Raw genomic sequence first — 26,835 nt, forward strand, 5'->3', positions numbered from 1 at the left:
TATCGTACATATAATACTGAAAAATGCCCAGTCTTTCAAGAAACGGGCATGAAGCAAAAAGGGCATCTCATTACCTGAAATGCCCCAAGTGTTACCTTCGCAAGAGCTGGAAGCCTGATAATGTAACACGTGAAACGTGTTTCTATTTCTATACCTTGCGAAGGTGATAAAGCTTACATATTCTTGATTATTGTGTCACCAAATTCCGAGCACTTCACTTCTTTTGCTCCATCCATCAGGCGGGCAAAATCGTACGTGACGGTTTTTGCTTGAATGCTTTTATTGAGTCCGTTGATAATAAGATCAGCGGCTTCATCCCAGCCCATATAACGCAGCATCATTTCACCGGAGAGAATGACAGAACCGGGATTCACTTTATCCTGATTGGCGTACTTTGGCGCAGTGCCATGCGTTGCTTCGAAGACTGCGAAGCCGTTTTCATAATTAATATTGCCGCCGGGTGCAATGCCGATGCCGCCAACCTGCGCGGCAAGCGCATCGGAAATGTAGTCGCCATTAAGATTGAGTGTCGCGATGACGTCGTATTCATTGGGACGCGTGAGAATTTGCTGAAGGAAAGCATCCGCTATGACATCCTTAACAATAATTCCATTCGGAAGTTTTACCCACGGACCGCCATCGATGAGTGTGCCGCCAAATTCTTCTTGTGCTAACTCATAGCCCCAATCCCGAAATCCGCCCTCCGTGAATTTCATAATATTGCCTTTGTGTACTAATGTCACGGATTTACGTTTATGATTGATGGCATATAGAATCGCTGCGCGGACTAATCGTTTTGTTCCATCCTCAGAGACCGGTTTGATGCCGATGCTGGATGTTTCGGGGAAGCGGATCTTCTTTACTCCCATTTCCTTTTGCAGCCATGCTACAATTTTTTTAGCTTCCGGTGTTCCGGCTTTCCATTCGATGCCTGCATAAATGTCTTCCGTGTTTTCGCGGAAGATAATCATATCGATGAGTTCCGGATGCTTCACGGGCGACGGCACTCCGGTAAAATATTGCACAGGCCGCAAACAGACATACAGATCCAGCATTTGCCGTAATGCGACATTAATAGAGCGAATGCCGCCGCCTATGGGCGTTGTTAAAGGTCCCTTAATTGCTACAATATGTTCTTTGATGGCCGCAAGCGTGTCATCGTGGAGCCAGGTGTTGGGGCCATAGACGACGTTCGCTTTTTCACCGGCGAACACTTCAAACCAGACTATTTTTTTCTTCCCGCCGTAAGCTTTTGCGACGGCAGCATCAAATACACGCTGTGATGCGCGCCAAATATCCGGCCCGGTTCCATCGCCTTCAATAAAAGGAATAATGGGCAAATCCGGAACAGTGAGCTTGCCGTCGATGAATCGTATCGATTGTCCTGCGGTTGGTGTTGTAAGTTTAGCATACTGTGTCATGGATTTTTTGACTTTCTCTTATAATGTCGGAGGTTTGATAAATTTTCGAATCATCGTTCCGTACTCTTTCATTTCTCCGTCTGAATATTTTTTAAGATTAAGAACGAATCTAATATTGTCATTTCTATATCGCGGTGTAATATGGAGATGAAAGTGAAACACGGATTGTCCGGCAATAGTGCCATTATTGGAAAAGAGATTGTATCCTTCAAGTGTTAGACTCTGTACCAACGCCTGTGTGACAATTTTGGCTGCTTGAAGAATGGAATGATATATCTCATCCGGCAAGTCTAAAAAACCATTGCAATGTTGTTTCGGTATAATGAGTGCATGTCCGTAATGAATTGGATTGATGTCGAGAACAGCGATAACATGTTCGTTCTCATAGAGAACTTCCGCCGGAGTTTCTTTTGAGGCGATTTTGCAGAAAATACAGTCAGTCTTTGAACTCTTCATGATGAAAACTTATTTAAATATGTGAGCAAAGTCAAAAAAACAACGGGAAGATTTTTTTTTGTACTTTTGTGTAGAGACACAGAAACAGCGGAATTCCTGCCAGAGGCGGGTAAAGGTAGACTTGATCGTCGTAGACGACAGCACTGAACTCAACTTTACCAGTACTGATGAACAAACTGTCGCACACGTTTTTCGTATATCTCTTTAATTTTTCCCATAACGGAATCCGAAAGAGCAGGCATATTGACAGAGTTGATATTTTCCTCTGCTTGTTTTGGATTCTTTGCGCCGGGAATGGCACATGTTACGGCGGGATACATAAGAATCCATTTCAGCGCAAACTGCGTAAGCGTCATACCGTCAGGCACAAGCGGACGAAGCTGATCAACAACATCTAAAGATAAATCATAATCAACACCGGAAAAAGTTTCTCCGCGGTCGAATGCTTCGCCGTGCCGGTTAAAGAAACGGTGATCGTCTTTTTCAAACGATGATTGCCTGGATAATTTTCCCGTCAGTATACCTGAAGATAGTGGTAGCCTGGCAAGTATTCCGACATTTCGTTTCTGTGCTTCTTTGAAAAATAATTCTGCCGGCCTCTGGCGAAAGATATTATAGATGATTTGAACAGATTGAACATTGGGAAACTCAAGAGCTTTCAGCGCTTCTTCGACCTTTTCAACGCTCACACCATAGAATCTGATTTTTCCTCGTTTAACAAGGTCATCTAAAATTCCAAATACTTCCGGCATATAATATACTTCTGTCGGCGGGCAATGCAGCTGAAGCAAATCGATCGTATCGGTATTGAGATTTCTCAAGCTTCGTTCAATAAAGGCAGTCAGATTCTTTTTGTTATATCCGCCGGCAGTGTGCGGGTCAAGGCGCCTGCCTGCCTTTGTCGCAATGTAAAATGTTTCTTTGCGAGCCTGCTTTAATTGAGCAAGGAGGCGTTCGCTTCGTCCATCGCCGTAGACATCGGCTGTATCAAAAAAGTTCACTCCTAAATCCAGCGCTCGGTGCAGGGCAGAAAGAGAATCCTTATCCTGAACGGTTCCCCACGCGCTTCCAAGTGCCCACGTGCCAAAACTGATGGCCGAGACATTCCATCCGGTTTTTCCAAGTGTGCGATATTCCATTATGATTCTTTCAGATATAGAGAAATGAGGATTGCTGCTCTGGTGTGTTCAAGATAAGAAACACCGCTGTATCTCGCAAGCACTGGAAATTCTATGTGGCAGGCTATTTTAGATTCTCGCTTATCCCGATTGTCTTGGACAATCGGGATGGGAATGACAGCCGGAGGCCTGAGAATGAAACAAGCGTTAGCATGCAACAATATTCAAGTCATTCCCGACCGTCAGCACGACGGAAATCTCTACAATAACTCCGTTGCCATTTGTTCAAATATAGAATCGTTCTTTCGGCCAGATCTTCTGAAATGTCGTATTCATTTCTTTGCAAATAAAAATCATGCGGCCGTTTTCATACGGCATACAAAACTTGGCATTTGTTGTAGCGGCGAGTTCCACATGTTTGTACGCACGGCTTAAATCGGTAAGATTCTCATCGAGGGTTCTACAGCTTCCGAAAATGATTGCAATACGTCCGGTTCGCTGTCCGGGTCCCCACAGCCAATAATTGTTGTGGGCGCACGTGGCGTCGGGAAGCCCGTAGTGTTTTCCAAAGAAATCTATCGCACCGGCCTCGCCGTAATTCCGGACGAAAATGACGCACTCTGCCTGTTCTTCAGGAGTTAATGTTCGATAGACAGTTGCCACATCTGCAGTCATTTTTTCCCAGCCGAACATGTCCGCATAATATTGCGGGAGTTCTGCGAGGGCACTTCGTTCCTCGGCGCGTGGAGTCACACCCAATAACTTCTGATAAGAAATCAAATCCTCGACCGGCAATACAGGAAGTGTAAAAGGAAGGACTATGACAGTCCAGAGAACGAGCAGACTCACGTACACCGGTTTCGTCCAATTCCACGAATACTCCCGGATAAGATGTTCCACAAATACAGATCCACCAGCCAACAGCATCGGATAGATAGGGGAGAGATAATACACTTTTGCATTTCCAGCGACCATGATGATGAAGACGACAATATATATCCAGCCAAGCGCACGGTATTGTCTGCCGATCCGATGGAATAGGAAAAAATAAAGTCCAAGCAGCCAGAGAGGCGCATTGAAGAAATTAATATCGCGCAACTGTCCCGTAAAAAAATCTCCTATCGTTATGGGTGCATTCTTTTCCTGACTCGCATTATGCATGAATTCAAGCGTCGGCAAACCATGACTGATTTCCCAGATGATGTGAGGAAGGAACAGGATAAAAGCAGTGAGCACCCCGAACCAGAACCATTTCGTGGTAAGCTGCTTCCTTTGAGAAGTCAGGATGAGACCGGCAACAAGTCCAATGCAAAGAAATCCCATCGAATATTTATTGAGCAATCCGAGTCCCGCGACAATACCGAATGCGATCCATAGTCTTTGTTTGTCCTCAGTAAGAATTCTTATGACAATATATCCGGCGAGAGCCCAGAAGAAAATATCAAATGCGTTCATCGAAAAAAATCTTCCGTTCCCCAGTAAAACGTGGGCTGCGACTATTGTCAGTGAAGCCATTCCCTGAGCGAAGCGTCCTCCGCCCATCCGACGAGCCATGAGTGCAGTCAGGATCACGACTCCCGCCACGGCAAGCGCCGGTAAAAATCGGAGGGCCTGAAGTGAATCGCCGAGAATCCATCGGTTCAGTGTAAGAATCGCTATCGATAGCGGCGGTGCATCGACATAACCGAAAGCAAGGTGATTACTGCATGCAATGTAATACAATTCGTCTCTGAAATACCCGTAATTGCCGTGAACCATCACTTGAAGAACAAACTGGAGCAAAGCAATGAGGATTGGAATTGTATTATCGTTGGACAGAATTTTCTCCGGCAATATTCTTTTCAGCATAGCTACGTTTTCCCCTTGGTATAATAAGAAACATATACGAACATTTGCTTTAACAGTTACAAATTATATGCAAACTGCAATATGTTGTCTACATCCTCGCTCTCAAGTTCGCTTGCCCACTGGAGTTTGCAGTTTAACGTATGAGGCTCTTTTTGATTAAGTTGGTGATAACCGATCAATGAAAGTTCTTATGACACAATATAGTTGGTTAGGATTTTCAATAGCCATCGTATGTCCTGCTTTTTCAATATAGAAAATAGGTACGCTTTTGGCATTAAGAAGATTTTCACTTGGATAAATTCCTCTGTTTTTTTCTCCATAAATGTAACAAACATTTTTAATTCGCACGAGCTTCTCTATAAGCGGTGTCGATGAATCTTCAACTGTGTGACATGCACTTTTATAAAGTGCTAATGTTGACGCAGTACTAAATGTATCCGCGTATTCACTCATCGTCGGATCATTAATACCGGCATCCCTGAATTCTTTTTCTAATTTCACTTTTCCTGTATGAGCAAATTCTTCTAACGTATTGCCAGCGACTTTCCCCGTAAAGGAACAGTCCTCTATCGTAAGATTACCCTCCAAGTCGATAAACGATAGCACTCGTTGTGGTTTCATTTGTGATATGTTCATCGCAACGAGCCCACCCATTGAATGTCCGCAGAGGTGGAAGGTTGTTGTTCCTAAATGATCAAGCAAGTCAAGAACAATCGAAGCTTGATCCTTCATGGTATATCCGAAATCTTCAGGTCCTCTGCTTTGTCCAAATCCGATGAGATCTAAAGCAATAAGTGTAAAATCTTCCAGTGAGGGCGAACTGAAGGCGTATCGAAAATGCTCCTTTGCAGATCCAAAACCATGGATGAAGACAACTGTATCGCCGCTCTCTGATGGACGTTTCCAGTAGGCTGCATTGAAGTTCTTATTAAGAATCACCGTCTTAGTAGTAGTCATAATAATTGTACCCGTCTAATATTATTATATAAATAGTACTCGTGCTTATGAATAAAGTTACGTAATGGATGGCGGCTCCGCCAACCAGGCCTCTGCTTTCCGCGTTGTTTGCCTGCCCGCCCGCCTTCCGTCCCGCAAAGTCCGTCTCGACTCAGTCGAGACGAGACCTCGACGAAGTCGGGCGGGATGCGGCGGATAGGCCGTTACACTTCCGCTTGCACTTCGTTTCAGCGGACAAGCCGGCAGGCAGGCATGAATTTTACAGCGAACTCCTTATCACCTAAGACATTTTTTTTATATGAGGAAGTAATAATATCGCACCGACAATTGGAATAATGAGAACGTAAATAACCCAATTTCCAACGAGGAAAGCTATGATATTATGCACCGCATACGCTGTAAAATATAAATAGATGCCTAACTTTTTCATCTTCAAAAGGCACGAAATCATAAAGGCAGTGACAAAGCCGGTGATCACAATATAGATTTGGTACCATATGCCAATTTCTTTAGTTGACTCTTTGAGCAAGGCAGATGGTAATAAAATCAAACCGAGCAGTTCGAATACGCACACGATAATGACAGTTATTGGCGGTTTGAGCTTTAAAGTCATATTTCATTCCTTTTAAAATTGAATAAGAAGTGACGCCCCAAATTTACTGCATTAACCACGAGACGGCTTCTTCTTTGGTCCGTGCAAATCGAACCTGCGATCCTTTATTTAATTCAACCATGACTTCGCCAAACTTCTTGCTCTCGGCCATCTCAAATGACCCGACAATCGCCTGCCGTGCGCGGTAGGTTGATATCTTCTGAAGAATCTCACCTGCAAGACCTGTTTTCAGATCATAGAATTCGGAGATGAAATTTGTTTCTTCAAGCAGGAAAAGATTTGTTTCGTTCTCATTACCGCATGCCAACAGATCCAGTATGTCCTGCGGTGTATGAATAAACCGTTTCGATGAGCGGCTTGCCATGTACTGCTTGCCGGCTTGGTTTTCGAATTTTACGTGTTGCACCATAAATCAATCGATTTGAGGAACATTGTCGATTTCGGGATTCTTCATTGTAAGTATACGCTGCCCAGGAAAGACTTGAGTAATACCAATCTCTTGTTTTCCCGGTTTCGCGGCAATCTTGGTATAATTATTTAGTAGTATAAAAATATTTTGATTAAAACATGCCGTTTATATTCGGAGAGTCCTTCGGTACAGCTTGTGCTACATCCCACATCTCGATGATACGGTCATCTTCAAAGCGGAAGAGATGAACAACCGCAAAACCCGGATCATCCGCTTGCATGCGCACATGAGAATGCACCGCCACGAGATCTCCATCTTCTAGCGCGTGCTTGATTTCGATGACAGTATGAGGAAAGAGTGAGTGGCTTTCCTCCATAGCTTTTTCAAGACTCGCTGCATCGCCTGCAAATGCCGTGTTATGGTGAATCATATCTTGCCTTACGTATGTTGCGTAGGCTTCTCTGATCTTTCTTGCAACCACAAGACGCAAGAATGTTATTGCTGTGTTTTTATGGGATATGGTTTGAGAGTTGTTTTTTGTCATAGGAATCTCACATTTCTGTTATAGGAGATTTTCAGCGAATTTATTGTAGCATTCGTTCCAGCCGGGTTCCGTCAATTCACTCAGCTCCCACGATTAATCCTGTGTAATGTAATGTCATTGTTTTATTGCCAAAACTCGAACAATCGTATTCCAATTTCGTGTGGTGACCTTACGGCCAAATTCTTTCTCCAGAACTTTCATCAGATCAGTAGTCTGGCTGTTTGAAGAGAGGATGAGAACACTGCACACTTCACGTCCCGAAATATAAAGAATTTTGTAGCTCTTGTCAGGCGATGTATATGGAATCTTCAGACGGTTCTTGGGCTTTTCTGAAAAGAAAGTTACGTAAAGGCGGGTCTCCGGAGTCACGTCAATTCCTTTGAACGGCTGCGATTCGTTCAGAGATTGCAATTCTTCCATCGTGCGGATAAGAACGCCGATTTTCATTCCAAAAGTCTTCTGCAGCTTTGCTTCCAGTTTTTGTTCAAGAGCGATCGTGTCTATCGGCGGTGCCTCAAACACAACATTGCCGCTTGCAAGCAGCGTCTGCACATTCTTGAAGTGAAGCGATTCAAGTGCTTTTTTCAATTTTTGCATAGGAACCGGCTTATGCCCGCCGACATTGATCCCGCGGAGAAAAGCAGCGTACTTAGTCATGAAATTTTTCCTCTTTCGCTAACATTGCAAGAATTGCCTTCATGCGTTTTTCCCTTGTTTCAGGTTTTTTGGCGGACTGCAAACGCCAGGCAATTGCGTAAGTGTTTGCTTTATTGAGCGTTTCGAAAAATGCTTTCGCTTTCTTCATCCTGGAAAGTCTCTTGAGAAAATCTGCGGGCATGGTCATAGTGCTTCCGGGATCGTAGGCATTCATCCATCTGTCGTCCACTTTTGCCGCTTCGGCTTCTCTCAATCCGACGTCTTTCATTCTTCCTGCTTTGATGAGGCGTTGAACATACTCGATGTTTCGTCTTGACCAAGGACTTTTCGCCCGGCGGGGTGTAAATTTTCGCAGCCACGACCTTTCATCGTACGGTTTCAGCTGACCGTCGATCCAGCCATAGCAAAGTGCCTCGTCTAATGCTTCATCATACGTCACTGATGGAACGCTGGAAGCTTTTTTATAAAACCGCAGCCATATGCCTTCCGTTCGGTTGTGGTTTTTCGCAAGCCACTGCCGCCATTCTTTCGAAGAAGTAAATGCAAGTATTTCGATGTTTTGTACCGGATTCATAATTATTTTAGTGAAATTACATAAGTGATCTCAAACGTACGATTGTCATGCTTTATACTGGTTGCGGTAATGCTCATCAAGCCCTTTAGTTTTTCTCTGCAATAAGTTCATTGCGGCCATAACCATACAAAAATGTAAGCAGTGAGTATTGCATAGATCAATCCATCGACTGTCGCTTTGATCGTTATACTCCAAGCCCGGCGGTACCAAATCGACATCTGCCAGAGTGCGGCGGAGTATCCCATAAATGCTGTGACTCCAGTTAACCGAAAAACTTGCAAGGAATTTGCGCCAAGAGAAAGCGTACGCCCGGCAACGTATGCAGCAAAGAATCCGACCACGACCGAATAAAGAAACCAGAGGACAAGATTCATCACCATTGAGTTCTGACCGCTTGGAAAAACCGTCAGCATCATCACCGGGCCCTTTTTCAATTTTTCGATAAATTCAGGTGCGCGCATTTCCTCTCTGCCCGATGGGCGGGGTACCATATAATCGCCCGGAGGGATATTGAGCGGGCGGAGTGCATCCATCACTTTGTCTTCATTTTGCATCTTGGGATAGTCACCTTTATGCCAGGGCGACAACATGTGGATGATAGAACTCACAATGAACACAATCACTGCAGAAAGCAGTATCGGGAGCCAGAGCGTCAATAGGCCTGTCATATATTTCTCCTCTTAATGTGTATATGATTGTAATAGATTTTTCTTTCGTGCTACGGTTCGATCTAACAATATTGCTGCAAGTGGAATGAGAGCAAAACCACAATATGCATAAGGAATCCCAACGACAGCCGCAATGATCACGGCAAAAGATGTAATCGGTGTTGCCCACACACGGCGGCCAATACGAGCTGCCTGCGCTGCGACAATATCTTTCGCTAGTAAATGCTTTTTTACAGCGTGGTGCCAAAAGAAAGCTTTTGCGAAGCCAAGACCTGCAAACGAACAACCGTAGACGCAAATTGCTACGCGCGAAAAATAGTAGTCACTCAGAAGCGCTGTCGCAAACGGTAAGAACACGACAAACAAGAGCAGCCAAAGGTTTCTCCACAACATTCCGGAATTGTATTCTCCCAAATAACTACAAATGCGATGGTGCTCAATCCATGTTTGTCCAATAAGGAAAAAGGAGATAAGGAAACCGACAATCTTAGGTGTCATCTGGAGAAGGGCATATCCGAGCTGCAATTCTGAAAATTCCTGCTGCATCAATGGCACCTTGATTTCCAAGACAAGGAGGGTGATCGAAATCGCGAATACAGCATCACTGAAGAATAGTATTCGTTCGAATGAGAGATGTTCTCTATCCATGGATGGACGCATATATTCTTCTATATCGTGAATCTGATATTTGATTGCTTCTTTATTTTTTTTCAATCACCAACATGGATTTTTACATCGTAAGGAGATGGACGGCCTTCGGCTCTTTCCAACCAATCCCTTAAACTGAGAAGGAATGTAGCCCATTTGGTACTGCAATGATGCATAAACTCCAATGGCTTTTTCCAGTTGGCGTGTTTGAAGATAACGAAGGTTTGATCGTCTTTATATTTTAATTGAAAAGACACTTCCGTGCCGATCCAATCTCGGGGTCCTCGCACGCATTTCCATTTCACGAGTTTATTAGGTTTGGACTCAACCACTTTCATCTCACAAAAACCGAAGTTAATAATGCTGCCTTGTTTGGTATCTCCAGTGGTTTCAACAACCCACCAATGATGTAGCCCGTCAATAGTCGATAGAGCTTCGAAAACTTTGCCCGGTGTGACTTTGATTCCAACTCTGTGAAGAATATCCGGCATGATATTTTCCTTCCTTTATTACTATTTATCTAAGCCGAGGTAAATGAGTCATTGTGTGGCTTGTAGATTCTTGTTTTATAACAATCCATATATCAGGTTTTGTTCCCTGGAATATTGAACCGGGTAGCCTTATTTAAGGTAGGATATGAAAACACTTGTGATATTTACGTAAAAACCTGGGCGAGAGCGACCGTGCTGATCAGACTGCACAAGTTTATTGGATGGCAAGATATTGTTTAATGATGGTGTCTGCATATGTCAAACCGGGATTCCAAGTTGTGACATTTCCCTGAGAATTCAGCAGCACAATCGTTGGTACGGTCATCACGTTCATATGCTTTGCAAGCGCCTGTTCTTCAAATGCGTTCAGTTTTTGTACTTCCAATGTCTTTCCAGATTGATGTAAGACAGCTTGCGCCCGCTCGATCTGCCGTTCCTGAAGTTTGCATTGGGAACAATCAGATGTCCAGAAGTACAAAAGTACCGGTTTGTCCTTTTCAATATTCATGGATAATTGTTGTTTGCGGGAACGCAAGCGTAACTTCCATTCGCTGTAAGCGCCAAATGATTTAACAACGAGAATGAATGCAAGAAATATTTCGGACGATAAGAGAATTCGCTGAATGATTATTTGAGTCATATTATTGTACTATTATTGTGATGGAATGCGGAACCCCGGCACTCCGAGTTTCTTCAACTGGTAATAAACGAAACAGCCAGCGCAAAATCCGAAGATGAGGTTTGCCGCCGCGAGTGCGATAACGATCCAAGTGAATATCCATCCGAGAAGAGGTGATCCGGTGTACAGTAACAAACTGCCGATGCCAAGTACGATTCCGCCTAACAGCTGTGCAAACTCATGCGGAGTCGAAATGTCTTCTATTGGATTCGGTTTTAATAATTTCAGCGGTTTGATCACATGCTTATATGTAAGCTTGAAAAGTGCAAAGTTCGAGTTGAGCGAACCCGCTATGAGCACCGCCGCGACAAAAGAGGGTAGAATCGGCTGGTTGAGAATAAAGCCGAGCAGTGCAAGCGTTATAATCGATATCTGGTTAAATTTCAGAGCGCTATGATCGAGTACCTGTCGTGATGTATCCATAAATTTTCTCCGAATATATTTATTTCCATTCCTCAAGTCGAAAGAGAGTCACACTCCCGACCATAAGTAGAGTCCGACTTCCAGTCGGACGATGAGGGTAAATTTGTACGTCCGGTCAGATGACCGGACTCTACATCTCTCTCTCATAACTTTGTGCATGTTATTTCATATTTCCACTACGCCGGGAATAGTCCATCAACGGAAAGATACCGTTCACCTGTATCGTAATTGAATGTCAGGATTCTGCCGCCCGGTTTTAGTTCGGGAAGTTTCTTCGCGACCGCTGCCAAGGAAGCACCTGTAGAAACTCCGACGAGAATTCCCTCTTCACGTGCGGCGCGCTGTGCATATTCGTACGCTTCCTCTTTTGTAATTTGAATAGCGCCATCGATGGACTGGACGTGTAGGTTTTTCGGAATAAAACCCGCACCAATTCCCTGTATCGGATGGGGCGAAGGTTTGCCGCCACTGATCACAGGCGAAGCCGCAGGCTCTACGGCATAGACTTTCAAACCTTTGTACACCTTTTTCAATTCTTCCGCTACTGCAGTAATATGACCGCCGGTGCCGACGCCGGTGATGATGATGTCAATACCTTGCGGAAAATCCGCTAAAATTTCTTTTGCCGTCGTACGCCGATGAACTTCTATATTGGCTTCGTTTTCAAATTGCTGAGGAACCCATGCCTTGGGAAGTGAAGCGGCAAGTTCCTTCGCACGTTCAATTGCACCTGTCATACCTTTTTCGCGCGGTGTGAGATCGAATTGTGCTCCGTAAGCTGCCATTAAACGGCGGCGCTCAACGGAAAACGATTCCGGCATCACAAGGATGAGTTTATATTTCTTCACAGCGGCAACAAGCGCCAATCCAATTCCAGTGTTGCCGGAGGTTGGTTCGACAATGACCGTATCCGGGTTTAACAGTCCGCGCCGTTCAGCGTCTTCTATCATCGAGAGTGCAATACGGTCTTTGATGCTACCACCCGGATTGCTGCGTTCAAGTTTTATCCAGACTTCTTTATCCCCGAACAAACGATTGATGCGAACGTGAGGCGTTCTGCCGATAGTTTCAAGAATATTTAAAGCTTTCATAGTATCTCCTTTTATTATTCAATGTTTCATCATTTATTCTAACAAATATTATGCTTTGCACTGGGGCGTCACGAACCCCCGCCTGCATGACTGCCAGCCCGCTTCGCATTCTGGCGGGCATCAGCAGTCGGGCAGGATTTTGTGACGCTCAGTCGCTGAAAAACAATTCATTTTTGGTGTCATGGTACGGACCGTGACACCCATGTTGTTTTTCGTAACAGAATCATTTACTTAAACAAAGTTTATGCTTTTAATGTTTCTGCAAGTGCCTGATCGAAATCGGCAATGATATCATCGATATGCTCGAGCCCTACGGACACTCGAACTAATTCCGGTACCACTCCACTTGACTTTTGTTCTGCTTCGCTCAATTGCTGGTGCGTCGTCGAGGCCGGATGAATGATGAGTGTCTTCGCATCGCCGACATTGGCAAGTAGACTTGCAAGTTTCACACTATCAATCAATTTTCTGCCGGCTGCAACTCCGCCTTTAACGCCGAATGCAAGCACACCGCCGAATTGTCCTTTGCGTAAATATTTTTTTGCAGTGGAGTGGTACGGATGGCTTTCCAATCCAGGATACCAGACCCAACTCACTTGTTTGTGACCCTCCAGATAGTGAGCAAGTGCTAATGCGTTGGCATTATGCCGTTCGCCTCGAAGCGAAAGAGTTTCAAGCCCTTGCAGAAGCAGAAATGCATTGAACGGACTTAATGCGGGACCAAGATCGCGCAGCTGCTCCACACGCGCTCTAATGATGAAGGCGATATTACCGAATTGACTTTTCGAACCGAACACATCCCAGAATTTCAAATCGTGATAACCGGGACTCGGCTCGGTGAAAATCGGGAAATTGCCATTTCCCCAATTGAACTTACCGGAATCGACGATCACGCCGCCGATGGATGTTCCGTGTCCGCCGATCCATTTCGTAGCCGAATGCACCACAATATCGGCACCGTGAGAGATTGGATTGATCAAATAACCGCCCTGGCCAAATGTATTATCCACGACGAGAGGAATTCCATTTGAGTGCGCCAGCTTGGCGAGCGCCTCAAATTCAGGAACGTTGAGCCGAGGGTTGCCGATGGATTCCACATAGAGCGCTTTTGTTTTCTTATCGATAAGTTTCCCTAATGCCTCCGGGCTGTCACCTTCGGCAAATTTTACGTTGATTCCGAGACGGGGGAACGTCACTTTAAACTGGTTGTACGTTCCTCCATACAGGTTACTTGATGACACGATGTTTTCGCCTGCTTGTGCAATAGTGGAAAGTGCAATAAATTGCGCTGCCTGTCCCGACGAAACTCCGAGTGCAGCGACACCGCCTTCAAGCGCCGCAATACGTTCTTCAAAAACGGCAACGGTTGGATTCATGATACGGCTGTAAATGTTGCCGAACTCCTGCAATCCGAATAAACGCCCGGCATGATCTGCATCATTGAAGACGTACGATGTTGTCTGATAGATAGGAACTGCACGTGCATTTGTGGTCTTATCAACCACTTGTCCGGCATGGAGTTGGAGAGTTTCGAATTTGTATTTTGGTGCGCTCATTGTATTACCTTTCTACTAGTGGTATAGGATGATTGTTTGTTGATATCAAATTATTTCACCTGAGGTTGAAAGATGGGGGGGCTTTAAATGAAAAAACCCCTTCCAGGAATTTTCCAGAAGAGGTTATAAAAAAAACCGCCTCATCTCATCATTCCCTCAACCGCAACGGGCGATTGGGGGTCAGGTGTCATCGGGTTTGAACCCTCGACCTTATCTCTGAGGTGATGCGTTTTATCTTACAGTGAACAGGCCGATGAATTACCGTTATCCAACATCGTTGCGTGGAGTTGCGATAAGCAACTACAACAACAGCGACAACACCTGCCAGCTGTTCTATCGAACGCCTGGGCTATGATGGCTTCGCGAAAAATAATCGAAGATGTTGTATTTGAGTTTATCATCGGTTTTTCTAGGAGCGTTCTTGCTCCTTCTTCACTTTAGTATAATACATGGAACTGAATTTGTCAAGATGAAGACGAATATTTTTTTAAAACTCATTACGAAATAAGGAACGATGTAGAAAAAAATAACGTTTCACTCATGTTGTTCAAAAAACCATTTCCATCTTTTGGAGAGTGAAAGCTATGGTTGCGCAAAACGAAGTACACGTCACATCGCATCAATTAGAAGTTATAAAGAGCATAGAAGGATTTGTCGGCGAGCAGTTGAATTCATTGCTCATGAACGTGGAAGAAAGCTGGCAGCCATCCGATTTTTTACCCGACTTGAATGCGGGAAATTGGGTTGAGCAATTGATAGATTTTCGTACAAGTGCTCTTGCGTTATCCGATGAAGTGCTTGTGGTTCTTGTCGGTGATATGGTGACGGAAGAGGCATTGCCAACGTATCAAACATGGCTTAATCGACTGCAGGGCGTCACCGACAAAACAGGCGCGAGCCCATCACCGTGGGCACGATGGAGCCGTGGCTGGACATCGGAGGAAAATCGCCACGGCGATCTGTTGAACAAATATTTGTATCTCACCGGACGCGTTAATATGCGTTCAGTCGAAACAACAATCCACCATCTCATCAACAACGGGTTTGATCCGCAAACAGAAAATGATCCGTATCTCGGCTTTGTCTATACATCGTTTCAAGAACGGGCGACCAAAATATCACATCGGAACGTCGGCGTCCTTGCCAAGCGAGCCGGCGAGGACCATCTTCACAAAATCTGCGGTATGATTGCCGGCGATGAAGCGCGTCACGAAAAAGCGTATAAATTATTTATGACAAAAATCTTTGAGCTTGATCCGGCAAAAGCAGTACTAGCGTTTGCCAAAATGATGAAATCAAAAATTGCCATGCCGGCAATGCTGATGGACGATGGGAAAGATAAAAACTTGTTTTCAAGGTTTTCTCTTGTTGCACAAAAAATAGGTGTGTACACGGCAAAAGATTATGCAGAAATTATTGGAACGCTGGTCCACGAATGGAAGATTGAAAGCTTAACCGGAATTTCCGATGCATCGGCAAAAGCACAAGATTATTTGTGCGGACTTTCCGAACGATATCTCAAACTTGCCGATCGCGTGAATTTCTCGGGTGTAGAGAAGTTCAGCTGGCTATATGATAGAGAAATTGCACTTGCAACGATCGTTTGAAATATTCAGTAATGCGAGTCAGAAATAATCTTTATTACACGGTTCTAGATGGAAGATAGTGATCCATCATCCCAGCTTCACTCGAACTGGGAAATTGTTTATTCATTATTCTTTTGCAAGAGTCACTTCACCGGCATAAAACACATGCCGGCCGGTTTTTGTTTCTACAACCAATCCTCCGTCGGGAGCAAGATTGATTGCAGTTCCTTCTATGACAGCAGTGGCTTGAGCGAGCGTTATCCGCTTGCCAAATAATGTCGCGCGGGCTTTCCATTCCATCAGCACATTGTTGAAATTTCCTCTGCTCACATTGTAGTAAAGCGATTCGAGCCATGACATGATTTGGCAGAATACACTTCTTCGGTCAAACTCATTGCCGCACTCATTGCTGAGCGAAGTAGCTTTGCCATCAAGATCGTCAAGAAATTTCTTCTGGTTTACATTTAATCCAATTCCGATAATCACATAATCGAGATTATTTTTTTGAAGGTTGCTCTCCATAAGGATTCCGCAGCATTTTCTTTTATTTAACAGAACATCATTTGGCCATTTGCATTCGCACTGTAATCCGGTAACTGTTTCAACGGCAAGGGCAATACCAGCAGCGGCAAAGAAGGGTAGTAATCCAATCTTGTCCGTACTGAATGTCGGCCGGACTATGACGGAGAACAATAAACTGCTCCCTGATTCTGCATTCCATGTTCTTCCAAATCGTCCTCGGCCTGCAGTTTGATGATCTGCTATGACGACGGTGCCTTCTTCGGCGCCTCTGTTTGCCAAAGTTTTTGCACAAGCATTCGTTGAATCGATAGAGTCATAGACGAATAATTTACGGCCAAATATTTTCGTAGACAGTCCGCGTTGAAGTTCTTCTTCCGAGTACATTCGTATGACATCCTATTGCTGCATGGGAATCTTCGTTAATGGAAGATCCAGATTTGCGAGCCGCCATCCGAGGTCGTAAATTAATCGTCCTATTTTTGCCATTCTTTCGAAGAGAATTTTATCCACAGTGTCAGTCGGTTTATGAAGGTCGCGGATGATGCCATCGAAAAAGAAAACGATGGGTACGCCGTTCTTCGCGAAGTTATAATGATCGCTTCTGTAATAGAATCGCTCCGGATCGTTTTCGCTGTTAAATGTGTAATCAAGCGCGAGATGTTCCGACTCATTATTCGCAATTCGAAGCAGACTATCGAGCTCAAGACTGATTTTATTCGAACCTATGACATATGTATAATTCGTATCTTTATTCGCCTCATGTGTCGTATCGATTCTGCCGACCATATCGAGATTTAAATCAACTGTCGTTTTATCTAATGGAATGATCGGATTATTTGTATAATATTTGGAGCCATACAATCCCTTTTCTTCACCCACAACAGTCATGAAAAGCAAACTCTGTTTCGGTTTTCTTGGATTTGCTGTAAACGCTTTTGCAAGTTCCAGAATGGTAACGGTGCCGGAACCATCATCATCTGCACCGGGATAGAGGACGCCAGTACGACTTATTCCCAGGTGATCGTAATGCGCGGTAAATATTACGACTTGCGATTTAAGAACTGGATCGCTTCCCGGCAGAAAGCCAAGTACATTTTCAGTTTGTTTTGTTTCATGAATGGCTTTCGAGGTTATAGTAACGGTTGCATCGTCAATAAACACCGGAGGAAACGGTTGATCGAGAAGGGCTTCGTTTTTGAGCTGCTTCAATGATTTGCCCGATGGTTTTAAAACTGTTTCCGCCAATTCCGGTGATACAAGGAATCGGATAAATTGCTGACGCAATTGAGATGAACTATCTTTCATCTTCATTGTTCCTTTATCCGTTCCAAAATCGCCCATCGTCTCTAATGCTTTTTGAAAAGTCGCAGGTCCTTCGATGTCGGGAATCATCAATGTCGCCGCCGCCCCTGCATCACGGCGTATTGCATAGAACCGCCGCATTGTTGCCGATTTGGATGTATCGCTGGCGAAATTTTTCTTGCCGATAAAGACGAATACAATTCGTCCTGCGAGTTTTGCTTTCGCAGAGGAATCTAATTCCGTATCCGTGAATCCAACAAATACCGCGGGACCGCTTACGAGGGTGTCTTTCGCTCCTTCAGAAATAAAATCTGTTCCCCATGTGAAATTCTTCTTCACTCCGTCAACATCCGTTATGATCTTTGTTTCCGGATCGACACGACTGACCTCGACATCAAAATGCTGGAAGTATGTTCCATTGTCGCCGATGGCTTTGAGATTTAAGTTCTTAAAAATATCTGCGATATAATTCGCCGCTTTCTTTTGACCGGGGTACGAGGTCTCTCGCCCTTCTAAACTGTCGGAAGCGAGAATAGTAAGATGAGCCCTCAAATCAGCGGCATTGATAGATTCATAACCAATTTTAGATTTTGGGTCGATGGATTGGGCATATACTATGACTGAGAATAATGGCAGAAATAAAAACAACCGACGCATAATGGCTCCTGAATGAAAGTTGATAGAAAAAGATACGCTAAAATGCGTATGAAATGCAAGATGAACCGGAATCAAGTAGCTGGCTATAAGGATTACTTTTCACAGCAAGTCTTGCTCAATGCCTTCGGCTGCAGCAACAGGTTTCGATCGATAGGCAAGATACCCTTCCACTGCAAAGAGGAACAGCGCTACCCAGACAACGCCGTAGCCGATGAATTGAATGTGAGTGAATGGTTCTTTGTAGATAATGACACCAACGAGAAATTGCAGCGTCGGGGCGATATATTGCAGGATGCCCACAAGCGAAAGCGAGATGCGCTGTGCAGCTGAAGCAAACATGAGAAGCGGAATGGTTGTGACTAGTCCGGCACCAATCATAAGAAAATCTGATGATGTTCCAGTATGGAGAAACGAACCCGATCCATGCATATCGGAATACAGAAGATAAACAAACGCTGGAATCAGCAGAATGCCCGTCTCTAATGTTAAACCATAGAGTGAACCAAGCGGAGCGATTTTTTTAACAAGTCCGTAAACGCCAAACGAGACAGCAAGGGTGAGTGCAATCCAGGGAAGGGAACCGTACGCGAATGTCAGATACAAAACTCCTGCACCTGCGAGACCGAGAGGAATCCACTGCCGCGGCCGCACATGTTCATGCAGAAAGATGACTCCCATTAATACGCTGAGTAGCGGGTTAATGAAATATCCCAGACTGGTCTCAATAATGTGCCCTGCATTAACTGCCCAGACATACGTGAGCCAGTTGATGCCGATGAGGAGAGCTGCGGCACTGTACACTCGAAGAACACGCGGAGTAAAAACAGCTTGTCGGAATTCCTTCCAGCGGCGTGTGAGCAGAATGACGACGACCAGTGCAAAAAAGGACCAGAGAATGCGGTGACTTATTAATTGCAGTGCAGGGACGTGATGAAGCCACTTCCAATAAATCGGCAAAACTCCCCAGCTGATGTATGCACCAACGGCATACCGCATTCCTTTGTTCATCAACAATTCTCGTTTTCTTCAAAAGAGGTAAAACTATAATTTTTTATGTAAGGTAGGGAAAAAAGACATCACAGAAAACACTTAAGGAGTCAAATCTGTTTTAATATTCACAAAATATCATTTCAAAGAGGAGGTTCAAGAATTTCCATTTCTATTCGGAGATTGGGAATGCGAAGGAATTAATCCTTGAGGACAAAATAGGTGAATACCAGTATACCGTGGAGATATCAAAATGAAAACGAATGAAGTGATCTGAAAATGATTTTTTGTTCTATGGAATCAACATATAGAGAGGTGTTGTGGAGAAGTAGTAGCGAATGAATTATCGAATTTAATTTTATTCGTCATCAAATACAGTTCCGGGTTTAGGTGTAACAGCAAATAATTGAGTATGAAAAATGTCAATCTTGGCTGTGATCACTCCATCATTTTGGGAAGAAGTTGCAGTCACGAAAACAGTATTGAATTCGGGGAGTCGGTTATCTGTGAAACTAATAGTCCCATTATCAGATGTTTTCATTCTTCTGGGAATAGTGTATCCTATAAAACTGTGATTGCCGCCGCCAAGACAGGCTGGTTTTAAATAATATGCATGAGCATCCGCCAAAATATTGTTTAAATCTCCAATAAGCGCATCCTTGTTTGATGAAATGCTATTTGACTGAAACCATAAAATTCCAACGGCTAAAGCAATTCCAATAATTATTGTCCCAAGGACTAAAATTATTATCTGTTGTTGACCCATAATATTCTATATAATAAACCTATGTAGCAATGTCAATATATTGATTCAGGAATAGGGGCTCATATCCTATGCCTAATTTAAGGTCTGACAATTTACGCTTTTCAATAGGTTTAAAGCAGTCATAAGGAAAATCCTACTCACATGCTTTTTACACAAAGAGAACAATTTTACCGACTATGTAGTCGATCCTTAAAAAGTCATTTTAAATAGTTATTACAACATTTCCTGTCTTTTGCCCTGTTTCGACATACCGATGCGCCTCGGCAGTTTGTTCCAACGGAAATCGTTTGTCTATGATTGATTTTATTTTCCCTGCCTCAACAAGCTCTTTGATGAAAATTAAATCTTCAACCATTTCGGATGACATCGCACATATTACTTTCCTATTACCTGCTATCGAAGTCAACAGCATTTGAAAAAGTTGTTTCATCTTAAAGCTGGCCAGCAGATAACATCCGTTTTGGTTTAACGAGTTTTTACACCGTGAAAATGAACTCTTGCCGAGAACATCAAAAATAAGATCATAGGTTTCACCGTTTTCGGTAAAATCCTCTTTTGTATAATCAATAACCTTGTCAGCGCCCAGAGATTTCACCAATGCTAATCTCGGTGTACCACATACCCCCGTAACTTCTGCTCTGAAATAATTCGCAAGTTGTAGCGCCATTGAACCTATCCCTCCTGAAGCGCCATTGATAAGGACTTTCTGTCCTTTCTGAATATTAACTTTTCTAAGTATACTCGATGCCATTATTGCTCCATAAGGAACGACGGCGGCTTCCTCATAGGTCATATTGGTTGGTTTGATTGCCACTATTCCGTCTTCAGGCATACATACATATTCTGCATAAGTGCCAAAGTGTTGGCCGCGATATCCAAAAACCTGATCGTCTTCCTTAAACAATTTGACATTCTTTCCCACTGCTTCAATTTTCCCGGCGAACTCACTTCCCAGTATTCTGATTCTTGGTTTTGTGAAACCAAAATACATTCGCGTGGGGAGCCAGAGGGGGAGAGGCATTGTGAACTTGCGGGGGGAGATTTTTCTAAAATTTCGAGCCATAATATCCCCGAAACTTACAGGTGCCGCATATACTCTAATTAGTACTTCATTGTCCTTCGGAGCAGGTTTGTCTAACTCTCTAAGCCGGAGAACTTCCGGTGGTCCGTATTCAGTATAGACAATTGCTCTCATACGTATTTCCTCTTTAGAAATTTATCGATCATTATGTTCTCTCTATTTTCTTTGCTGCAATGAAATAAATAGTTATGTGATTGTAAATCATACTTTCAGTTTCAACAATCTGAAAATCTCCATGAGTGATGAAATCTTCTAATTCGGAGACTTTAAAGAACCTCATATAGGGAAGCATCCCTATTTTAAGCAGGAGGAATATCGAGAAGGATATAAATATACTTAAAAATGTTTTCTTCTCTCCCAGACAAGCAGTTACAGAAATAATCAGTCCTCCTGATTTCAATAATTCGTTTATCCTCTTCATAACTTTCTGCATATCTTCTGAAAAATGTAGAATATTAAAAGCAAGGATCACATCGAATGATTTTGCATCATATCTCTTATCAAATATAGTTGCCTGTACAAAATCTGCATTCTCAATTTTGCGCTCAGCAGTTTTTCTTTTTGCAGCTTCGATCATTTTGGACGATATATCAATACCATAAATCTTTTTAACATTTCCAGCAATTTGAAGAGCTTTTGTTCCTGTTGCACATCCGTAATCTAAAACAATATCGCTACGATTGAGATATTTATTTGTGTTTTCAACAGTCTTAATGTCAGTGTAAGACTTGTTTTCCTTATCCTTATCAAATTCGTTTACGTGCTTATCCCAAAACTTTTCCGATTTATTCATGTATTCACCGCTTTTAGCTAATGCATTGTTCGGTTTTGTATTTATGGCAATGAGTAATGACTACTTTCGCCCTTGCGTGTCCTGTTTCGACATAACCAATTGCTTCGGCAAGCTGTTCTAATGGGTACTGTCTGTCAATAGTAGGTACAACTTTGCGGGACTCAAGGAGTTTTTTTAAAAAACTGATATCCTCTCTGTTCGGCTTCTCGCTTGAAGCAGAAAGGATCCTTTTGCCCTCTGATTTAGAAACCCTCAGTGCAAGAATGGACTGCATGAGCATGTGTCCCATCGAAGTAAACCCAACTATGACGCATCTACCTGTGGGATTCAATGCTCGCATAAGGTCTGATACCGTGCGGTTCCCGACATTATCGAGAATCAGGTCATAAGTTTGGCCATTCCTGGTGAAGTCCTCTTTGGTATAATCGATAACATTGTCTGCTCCAATTGAGCGAACCATATCCAGCTTCTGTGAGCTGCAAACACCTGTGACTATCGTATCGAAGGATTTAGCAATCTGCACTGAGAATGTACCCACACCACCAGCTGCACCATTAATGAGTACCTTCTGCCCGGACTTTATATGTCCCTTGTCGCGAAGACCCTTTAGTGCAGTAACTGCGGCAGCCGGCACTGCTGCGGCTTGCTCGAATGTTGTGCCCGATGGTTTCAGCGCCACAAATCCGTCTTCAGCAATGCAAGCGTATTCGGCGAAGCCTCCCAGGACGAAGCCTAAGCCACCGAACATCTCATCGCCTGGTTTAAATTGAGTTACTTTTTTGCCAACAGCTTCGACATGGCCTGCTATATCGTAGCCCAGTATCCTGATTTTCGGCTTGAAAAAACCAAATTGTAAACGCACGAGAAAAGGTTTGCCTCTTAAAAAGTGCCAATCAAGTGCATTGACAGAAGCTGCGTGAACTTTGATAAGCAATTCGTTGTCTTTGGGAACAGGTTTTTCTACCTCTTCGAGATGAAGAGAATCCGGCGATCCGTATTTTGAGCATATCATTGCTTTCATTTTGTAATCTTCCTATTTACTTGGATGTGTTCAAAAACTCGTTCCTAAGCTCTGCTTGGGTATGGAACTCTTTAAGAAGCAGAGCTTCATCCCTCTCCATTCCCAACAAGATATTGGGAATGACGTGTCTTTCGATGAATATCTCTTGTGAAAGATTCCTTTAGAAAGCAGATCGTAAAATTCGAACCATCGCCTGTCAAAAAAGATTAAGCTGCAGAGACGACCTCAAGAGTTGATGCTTGCGGTACACAACGAAATCGCATTTTATGCGCTGCATTTCTAGAATCCTGATATGCTATGATAAATTCGATACTGTCGATCGGAGTGTCGACTGTACTAAATCGAATCCATCCCGATTCTCCACGGCGAAGACATTTCGCCTGACTTATTTGCGTCGTTACTCCCTGGGGGACTTTTAAATTCAAAGAGTTCATCGAAGCACCGTTGTTGACAATATATAATGTGACGAGTGTTGCTTCTCCTACACAACGTTTCAATTGAATATCCGGGGCTGTCGGAACCGGTTGGGGAGGAAGTGCTGGTGAAACAGAAATTGAATCTTTTGCTTTTTCAACCTGTGGCTCAATAAATTCTGCAGGCACTCTGACTGCAACCTGTTTTTCTAAAGCCAATGTGCGGGCAAGTTCATCCTCTTCTGTCCTTCCAGCAAACATATCGAAGAGTGTAAGATGGTAGGTTTCTATTAAATTAAATTTCAGTGCACACATCGCAATGATCATACCACCTGCAAATCCGCCGATATGCATCCAGTGTGCAATGCCATCCGGGGAGCCCATACTGCCGAGAATATCGAACACGAGCCAATACAGTACCAACCAATATGCCTTCGTTGCAAACGTTCCTGCTTTGAACAACCAGAGAATAGGGATTGCAAAAAAATACCAACTGTGTATTTTATTGCGCGGAAAAAAAACTAATGCCATACCGACAATACCATTTATTGCGCCGCTCGCACCGATGGCAGGGTGCCCATCGATGGCAAGATGGGTTACACCCGCAACGATGCCGAGACTGATATAAAGAAATAAATATGCGGCATTCCCAACTACTGCACAGATTGCATTTCCGAATATCCAGAGAAACAACATATTGCCTAATAAATGAAAAAAGCTGCCGTGCAAAAACATGTTTCCCAGTAAGCCGGAAGCATCCCAATCATGAAGAACAAATGATTGTTGTTCTGACATGGGAAATATTTGTTCGGGAAGGAAAAAAATGATGGACGTAATAACGATGAGAGCGACATTTGTGTATGGTATGCGGGTAAAAGTCGATTCCAATTTGTAGGGGATAAGCATCATCTCAGTATTCCATGTTTAGTAGTGAGAATGAAATAACATTTCGAAGAGGAGCTTCAAGACTTTACATTCCCAATTGCCTGCCTGACTGTGCCGTTCAGGCGGGGAGATTGGGAACGAAAATTCATGACGATATCCATTGCAAACTCCTTTTCAATTGAAATTTTCTATTTTTCAATCATGTTATGCGTATAGCCTCTTGATCTAAAATGCATGCATTTACATGAGATTCAAACTAGCAATAGCGGAACCTTGTGTTCATAAACTGAATCGGACTCCAAACAAGGATGTAATAACGAGTGGCGCACCGGGGATAATCGACCATTGAAATTCCAGCGAGTCATTAATTCTACGGAGATATTCTAATTCAATTGCAGTCGGGAAGAAACGGTACTGCAAGCCTTTATACACACGGTCACCATAGAACTCGTCACCTTGGTATTCCTTGAATCGATGCCAGTCTTGCCTGAAACTCAAGATAGGACCGATTCCTGCGTTTATACTATTATCACCCCAGGAGTATTGCAGTCTCGGCCCTGCATGAACACATCCCCCCGTGACGAATGCACAATCCTGGTACAACGCCGTTGTGAAACGGAGAAAGGAATAATTATTGATGCGATAGTCGAGATTCGCTACTACACCGACATCCAGTACAAGATATGCCTTCCTGTCGAGCTTCAGCGGATACACCTCAGGTGTGGTTCCTCCATCGGGATGATACGTAAGTCCCAAATATTGAAATGACACATGCCAGGCAGGGATTCTCTCTGCGATTGATTCGATGGGTTGTGCAGAGATATGTATTGGCCATAAGGACAGCATCACGATTAGTATCAACATTGAAGTATGTTCAGTCGTTTTCATTGGTCACATAAAGCTGTTCACTCTGATTTTTTAAAGTCTTCAACCACCTTTGTATTAACTGTGAAAATCGTTCAACATTTTTATACGTGTTTTGTTGTCCTTGCTCCCAAGCACTTACGCGCCATCTTTTAGGTGGATTTGCAGTGATTCATTGCTCTCTAAAAAATAGTCGTCTTTTTATAATTCATATACGAAGGGAATCTTTTTTCTAACTCTTGCTCTTCCAAAGATCTCCAGAATAAGACATTCGCAATAAATACAAACGAAAGAATAAATGAAATAAGAGCTCCGTTGAAAATAGGAAAGCCGATGAGCCACAGTATAAATCCTAAATACATCGGATGTCTTATCTTTGAATAGATACCTTTGGTGATCAGATCTCCTTCATAACTTTCTAAACTTCTAATCGTGATTAGCGCTACAAAAAAGAGAATTACTCCAATGCCAACTAACAAAATGCCCAAATACCGTACGATGCCAGGAATATTAATTGTATAGATATCAAACCTGCACAAAATAAACCATGATGTCCATAATAAAAACATATTGGTAAATACAATCACAAAAGAGAGTTTGTTAGGATTTAATATCTTCTTGTGCTTTAATATTTCATACACAAACCTGATAATATGAGTGGCAGCACACACTGCGACCAATACAAAAAATGAATTATTGTCCATAATCCTATTCATCCTTAGTAAGTGTTATAGTGTATTGTTAACTCGCTTATTGCCATGCACCTAAAATAAAACCCGAAACGGCAAAGCCCAAGAAATGATTTCCGATTCGGATCAAAAATAACTTGAATGGTATTTTCTCCCAGACTAATTCGCCAACCTCCATGGGTACAATAAAACCAATCCATGCAAGCAGTCCGATAAGCATACCGCTCATACCATTGCTTGAGTTCGTAAGCTTAATAAGAATGACCAAGACAAAAATCATCATGAGATGTCCGATGAATCCCGGAATAATCCATTGTGATGCGGGTTTGAGTTCTTTGCCTGTCAACCTCGACCATTCGTTGCCAAATAGTTCTGGACGAAACCATATAAGCCCCATCGCTATATGAACGATCCATGCAACAAAAACAGCTAATAGATTGATGTCTGTAAATTGAAAGTTCATCATAAGCCTTGCTCCGCATAATTCAAGATGAAATTTGCTTATCTCTAATTTTAGTAAATGGGATTAACATAGGTACTTCCTGCTGGTACTTGACGTACGTGTCGCCGAATTCTAAAACAAGTTTCTCTTCTTCAAGCTTCGTTCCTATAAGGACATAAATCGTCAGCACTGTGTTGATAACGATATCCATGACTCTGAAAGTTTGACACCATAAATATATGATCAAAGCTAAATACATCGGGTGCCTCATTATTCCTAATAATCCATTTCTTTTGATCGCGTCCGAAGGATTTGTTTTATTTTCCTTCCCGAAATTTAGTATTTGGCGGATTCCAAAAAACGATAAAGAATCGTAGTTGAAGAAAAATGCCCAAAAGAACATAAACAGGGATCCGTAAATGAGTACGTACCGTACAAAAGACAAAAGCGGTGAATACGTTATAATGACGTTTGTATCAATGTGTGATGTAAAATTAATTAATGGAATAAGCAGTATCAACGAAATGAGTATGTAAAAAAGTCTGTAAAAGGCATAATAGTTCTTTAATGAGCGTATCACAAAATTTGTGAATCGCACACTGATGAGGTAACTGTGAAGTGCGCAATAGCCTGCCCACAGTAATGCAGTGAATAAATATTCCATGGATGCTCCT

General features: G+C 43.1%; 30 protein-coding genes. 1 reads left to right on the forward strand and 29 read right to left on the reverse strand.

The annotated features are described in order from the left end of the window. Nucleotides 1-173 precede the first annotated feature (173 nt). The 17 genes from icd to NTX44_08970 all read right to left on the reverse strand — a co-directional run bounded on the left by icd (nucleotide 174) and on the right by NTX44_08970 (nucleotide 14,153). Complete coding sequence (icd, locus tag NTX44_08890) at nucleotides 174-1,421, reverse strand: NADP-dependent isocitrate dehydrogenase (protein MCX6121721.1); 1,248 nt, start codon at nucleotides 1,419-1,421, stop codon at nucleotides 174-176. 18 nt (nucleotides 1,422-1,439) lie between these two features. Beyond that, nucleotides 1,440-1,877 carry an HIT family protein gene (locus NTX44_08895; protein ID MCX6121722.1) on the reverse strand — a complete coding sequence of 146 codons (438 nt, stop codon included), beginning with the start codon at nucleotides 1,875-1,877 and terminating at the stop codon, nucleotides 1,440-1,442. Nucleotides 1,878-2,032: 155 nt separating this feature from the next. Next, nucleotides 2,033-3,016, reverse strand: coding sequence for an aldo/keto reductase (locus tag NTX44_08900; protein ID MCX6121723.1), 984 nt, complete (start codon nucleotides 3,014-3,016; stop codon nucleotides 2,033-2,035). Between the two features lie 264 nt (nucleotides 3,017-3,280). Next, the gene (locus NTX44_08905) at nucleotides 3,281-4,843 is read right to left on the reverse strand and encodes a glycosyltransferase family 39 protein (protein MCX6121724.1); all 1,563 of its coding nucleotides are present in this window, start codon (nucleotides 4,841-4,843) and stop codon (nucleotides 3,281-3,283) included. 156 nt (nucleotides 4,844-4,999) lie between these two features. Beyond that, nucleotides 5,000-5,800, reverse strand: a complete 801-nt coding sequence (locus NTX44_08910; GenBank protein MCX6121725.1) for an alpha/beta hydrolase — start codon at nucleotides 5,798-5,800, stop codon at nucleotides 5,000-5,002. 280 nt (nucleotides 5,801-6,080) lie between these two features. Then, nucleotides 6,081-6,413 (reverse strand): hypothetical protein, encoded by a 333-nt coding sequence (locus tag NTX44_08915; GenBank protein MCX6121726.1) that lies wholly within the window; start codon nucleotides 6,411-6,413, stop codon nucleotides 6,081-6,083. A 43-nt stretch (nucleotides 6,414-6,456) separates the two neighbouring features. Further along, nucleotides 6,457-6,822 carry a DUF4180 domain-containing protein gene (locus NTX44_08920; protein ID MCX6121727.1) on the reverse strand — a complete coding sequence of 122 codons (366 nt, stop codon included), beginning with the start codon at nucleotides 6,820-6,822 and terminating at the stop codon, nucleotides 6,457-6,459. A gap of 151 nt (nucleotides 6,823-6,973) precedes the next feature. After that, entirely contained in the window at nucleotides 6,974-7,366 is a 393-nt protein-coding gene (locus NTX44_08925) for a nuclear transport factor 2 family protein (GenBank protein MCX6121728.1), read from the reverse strand. A gap of 114 nt (nucleotides 7,367-7,480) precedes the next feature. After that, nucleotides 7,481-8,023: a DUF1697 domain-containing protein gene (locus NTX44_08930; protein ID MCX6121729.1), complete on the reverse strand. Its 543-nt coding sequence runs from the start codon at nucleotides 8,021-8,023 to the stop codon at nucleotides 7,481-7,483. Further along, nucleotides 8,016-8,597 carry a YdeI/OmpD-associated family protein gene (locus tag NTX44_08935; GenBank protein ID MCX6121730.1) on the reverse strand — a complete coding sequence of 194 codons (582 nt, stop codon included), beginning with the start codon at nucleotides 8,595-8,597 and terminating at the stop codon, nucleotides 8,016-8,018. Before NTX44_08935 ends, NTX44_08930 begins: the two co-directional genes overlap by 8 nt. 107 nt (nucleotides 8,598-8,704) lie before the next feature. Next, a complete protein-coding gene (locus NTX44_08940) occupies nucleotides 8,705-9,265 on the reverse strand; it encodes a hypothetical protein (protein ID MCX6121731.1) in 561 nt (186 codons plus the stop codon). Between the two features lie 12 nt (nucleotides 9,266-9,277). Continuing rightward, nucleotides 9,278-9,925 (reverse strand): TMEM175 family protein, encoded by a 648-nt coding sequence (locus NTX44_08945; GenBank protein MCX6121732.1) that lies wholly within the window; start codon nucleotides 9,923-9,925, stop codon nucleotides 9,278-9,280. A gap of 50 nt (nucleotides 9,926-9,975) precedes the next feature. Next, nucleotides 9,976-10,404, reverse strand: a complete 429-nt coding sequence (locus NTX44_08950; protein MCX6121733.1) for an SRPBCC domain-containing protein — start codon at nucleotides 10,402-10,404, stop codon at nucleotides 9,976-9,978. Nucleotides 10,405-10,618: 214 nt separating this feature from the next. Beyond that, nucleotides 10,619-11,044 (reverse strand): thioredoxin family protein, encoded by a 426-nt coding sequence (locus NTX44_08955; GenBank protein ID MCX6121734.1) that lies wholly within the window; start codon nucleotides 11,042-11,044, stop codon nucleotides 10,619-10,621. A gap of 12 nt (nucleotides 11,045-11,056) precedes the next feature. Continuing rightward, a complete protein-coding gene (locus NTX44_08960) occupies nucleotides 11,057-11,506 on the reverse strand; it encodes a DUF4395 domain-containing protein (protein MCX6121735.1) in 450 nt (149 codons plus the stop codon). A gap of 176 nt (nucleotides 11,507-11,682) precedes the next feature. Further along, complete coding sequence (cysK, locus tag NTX44_08965) at nucleotides 11,683-12,597, reverse strand: cysteine synthase A (GenBank protein ID MCX6121736.1); 915 nt, start codon at nucleotides 12,595-12,597, stop codon at nucleotides 11,683-11,685. Nucleotides 12,598-12,839: 242 nt separating this feature from the next. Then, complete coding sequence (locus tag NTX44_08970) at nucleotides 12,840-14,153, reverse strand: O-acetylhomoserine aminocarboxypropyltransferase/cysteine synthase (protein MCX6121737.1); 1,314 nt, start codon at nucleotides 14,151-14,153, stop codon at nucleotides 12,840-12,842. 584 nt (nucleotides 14,154-14,737) lie between these two features. Here NTX44_08970 and NTX44_08975 point away from each other — a divergent pair. Continuing rightward, complete coding sequence (locus tag NTX44_08975) at nucleotides 14,738-15,760, forward strand: acyl-ACP desaturase (protein ID MCX6121738.1); 1,023 nt, start codon at nucleotides 14,738-14,740, stop codon at nucleotides 15,758-15,760. A 105-nt stretch (nucleotides 15,761-15,865) separates the two neighbouring features. On the opposite strand, the gene NTX44_08980 is transcribed toward NTX44_08975, so the two are convergent. From NTX44_08980 to NTX44_09035, 12 genes are all read right to left on the reverse strand, one after another. After that, nucleotides 15,866-16,645, reverse strand: coding sequence for a biotin--[acetyl-CoA-carboxylase] ligase (locus tag NTX44_08980; GenBank protein ID MCX6121739.1), 780 nt, complete (start codon nucleotides 16,643-16,645; stop codon nucleotides 15,866-15,868). Nucleotides 16,646-16,657: 12 nt separating this feature from the next. Beyond that, nucleotides 16,658-18,220 carry a M28 family peptidase gene (locus NTX44_08985; GenBank protein MCX6121740.1) on the reverse strand — a complete coding sequence of 521 codons (1,563 nt, stop codon included), beginning with the start codon at nucleotides 18,218-18,220 and terminating at the stop codon, nucleotides 16,658-16,660. A gap of 99 nt (nucleotides 18,221-18,319) precedes the next feature. Beyond that, nucleotides 18,320-19,228, reverse strand: a complete 909-nt coding sequence (gene rarD / locus NTX44_08990) for an EamA family transporter RarD (protein MCX6121741.1) — start codon at nucleotides 19,226-19,228, stop codon at nucleotides 18,320-18,322. Between the two features lie 337 nt (nucleotides 19,229-19,565). Beyond that, the gene (locus NTX44_08995; protein ID MCX6121742.1) at nucleotides 19,566-19,973 is read right to left on the reverse strand and encodes a hypothetical protein; all 408 of its coding nucleotides are present in this window, start codon (nucleotides 19,971-19,973) and stop codon (nucleotides 19,566-19,568) included. Between the two features lie 202 nt (nucleotides 19,974-20,175). Then, entirely contained in the window at nucleotides 20,176-21,168 is a 993-nt protein-coding gene (locus tag NTX44_09000) for an NAD(P)-dependent alcohol dehydrogenase (GenBank protein MCX6121743.1), read from the reverse strand. Between the two features lie 31 nt (nucleotides 21,169-21,199). Next, nucleotides 21,200-21,847 carry a methyltransferase domain-containing protein gene (locus NTX44_09005; protein MCX6121744.1) on the reverse strand — a complete coding sequence of 216 codons (648 nt, stop codon included), beginning with the start codon at nucleotides 21,845-21,847 and terminating at the stop codon, nucleotides 21,200-21,202. A 13-nt stretch (nucleotides 21,848-21,860) separates the two neighbouring features. Then, complete coding sequence (locus NTX44_09010; GenBank protein MCX6121745.1) at nucleotides 21,861-22,868, reverse strand: NAD(P)-dependent alcohol dehydrogenase; 1,008 nt, start codon at nucleotides 22,866-22,868, stop codon at nucleotides 21,861-21,863. A gap of 206 nt (nucleotides 22,869-23,074) precedes the next feature. Beyond that, entirely contained in the window at nucleotides 23,075-24,190 is a 1,116-nt protein-coding gene (locus NTX44_09015; GenBank protein MCX6121746.1) for a rhomboid family intramembrane serine protease, read from the reverse strand. 255 nt (nucleotides 24,191-24,445) lie between these two features. Beyond that, complete coding sequence (locus NTX44_09020; GenBank protein MCX6121747.1) at nucleotides 24,446-25,054, reverse strand: hypothetical protein; 609 nt, start codon at nucleotides 25,052-25,054, stop codon at nucleotides 24,446-24,448. A 158-nt stretch (nucleotides 25,055-25,212) separates the two neighbouring features. Continuing rightward, nucleotides 25,213-25,734, reverse strand: coding sequence for an isoprenylcysteine carboxylmethyltransferase family protein (locus tag NTX44_09025; GenBank protein ID MCX6121748.1), 522 nt, complete (start codon nucleotides 25,732-25,734; stop codon nucleotides 25,213-25,215). A gap of 46 nt (nucleotides 25,735-25,780) precedes the next feature. Beyond that, nucleotides 25,781-26,185 (reverse strand): DUF1761 domain-containing protein, encoded by a 405-nt coding sequence (locus tag NTX44_09030; GenBank protein MCX6121749.1) that lies wholly within the window; start codon nucleotides 26,183-26,185, stop codon nucleotides 25,781-25,783. Between the two features lie 19 nt (nucleotides 26,186-26,204). Further along, a complete protein-coding gene (locus NTX44_09035) occupies nucleotides 26,205-26,825 on the reverse strand; it encodes a hypothetical protein (protein ID MCX6121750.1) in 621 nt (206 codons plus the stop codon). Nucleotides 26,826-26,835: the final 10 nt, after the last annotated feature.

Source organism: Ignavibacteriales bacterium (genome assembly GCA_026390575.1).
In the GTDB taxonomy this organism is placed as follows: domain Bacteria; phylum Bacteroidota; class Ignavibacteria; order UBA10030; family UBA10030; genus Fen-1298.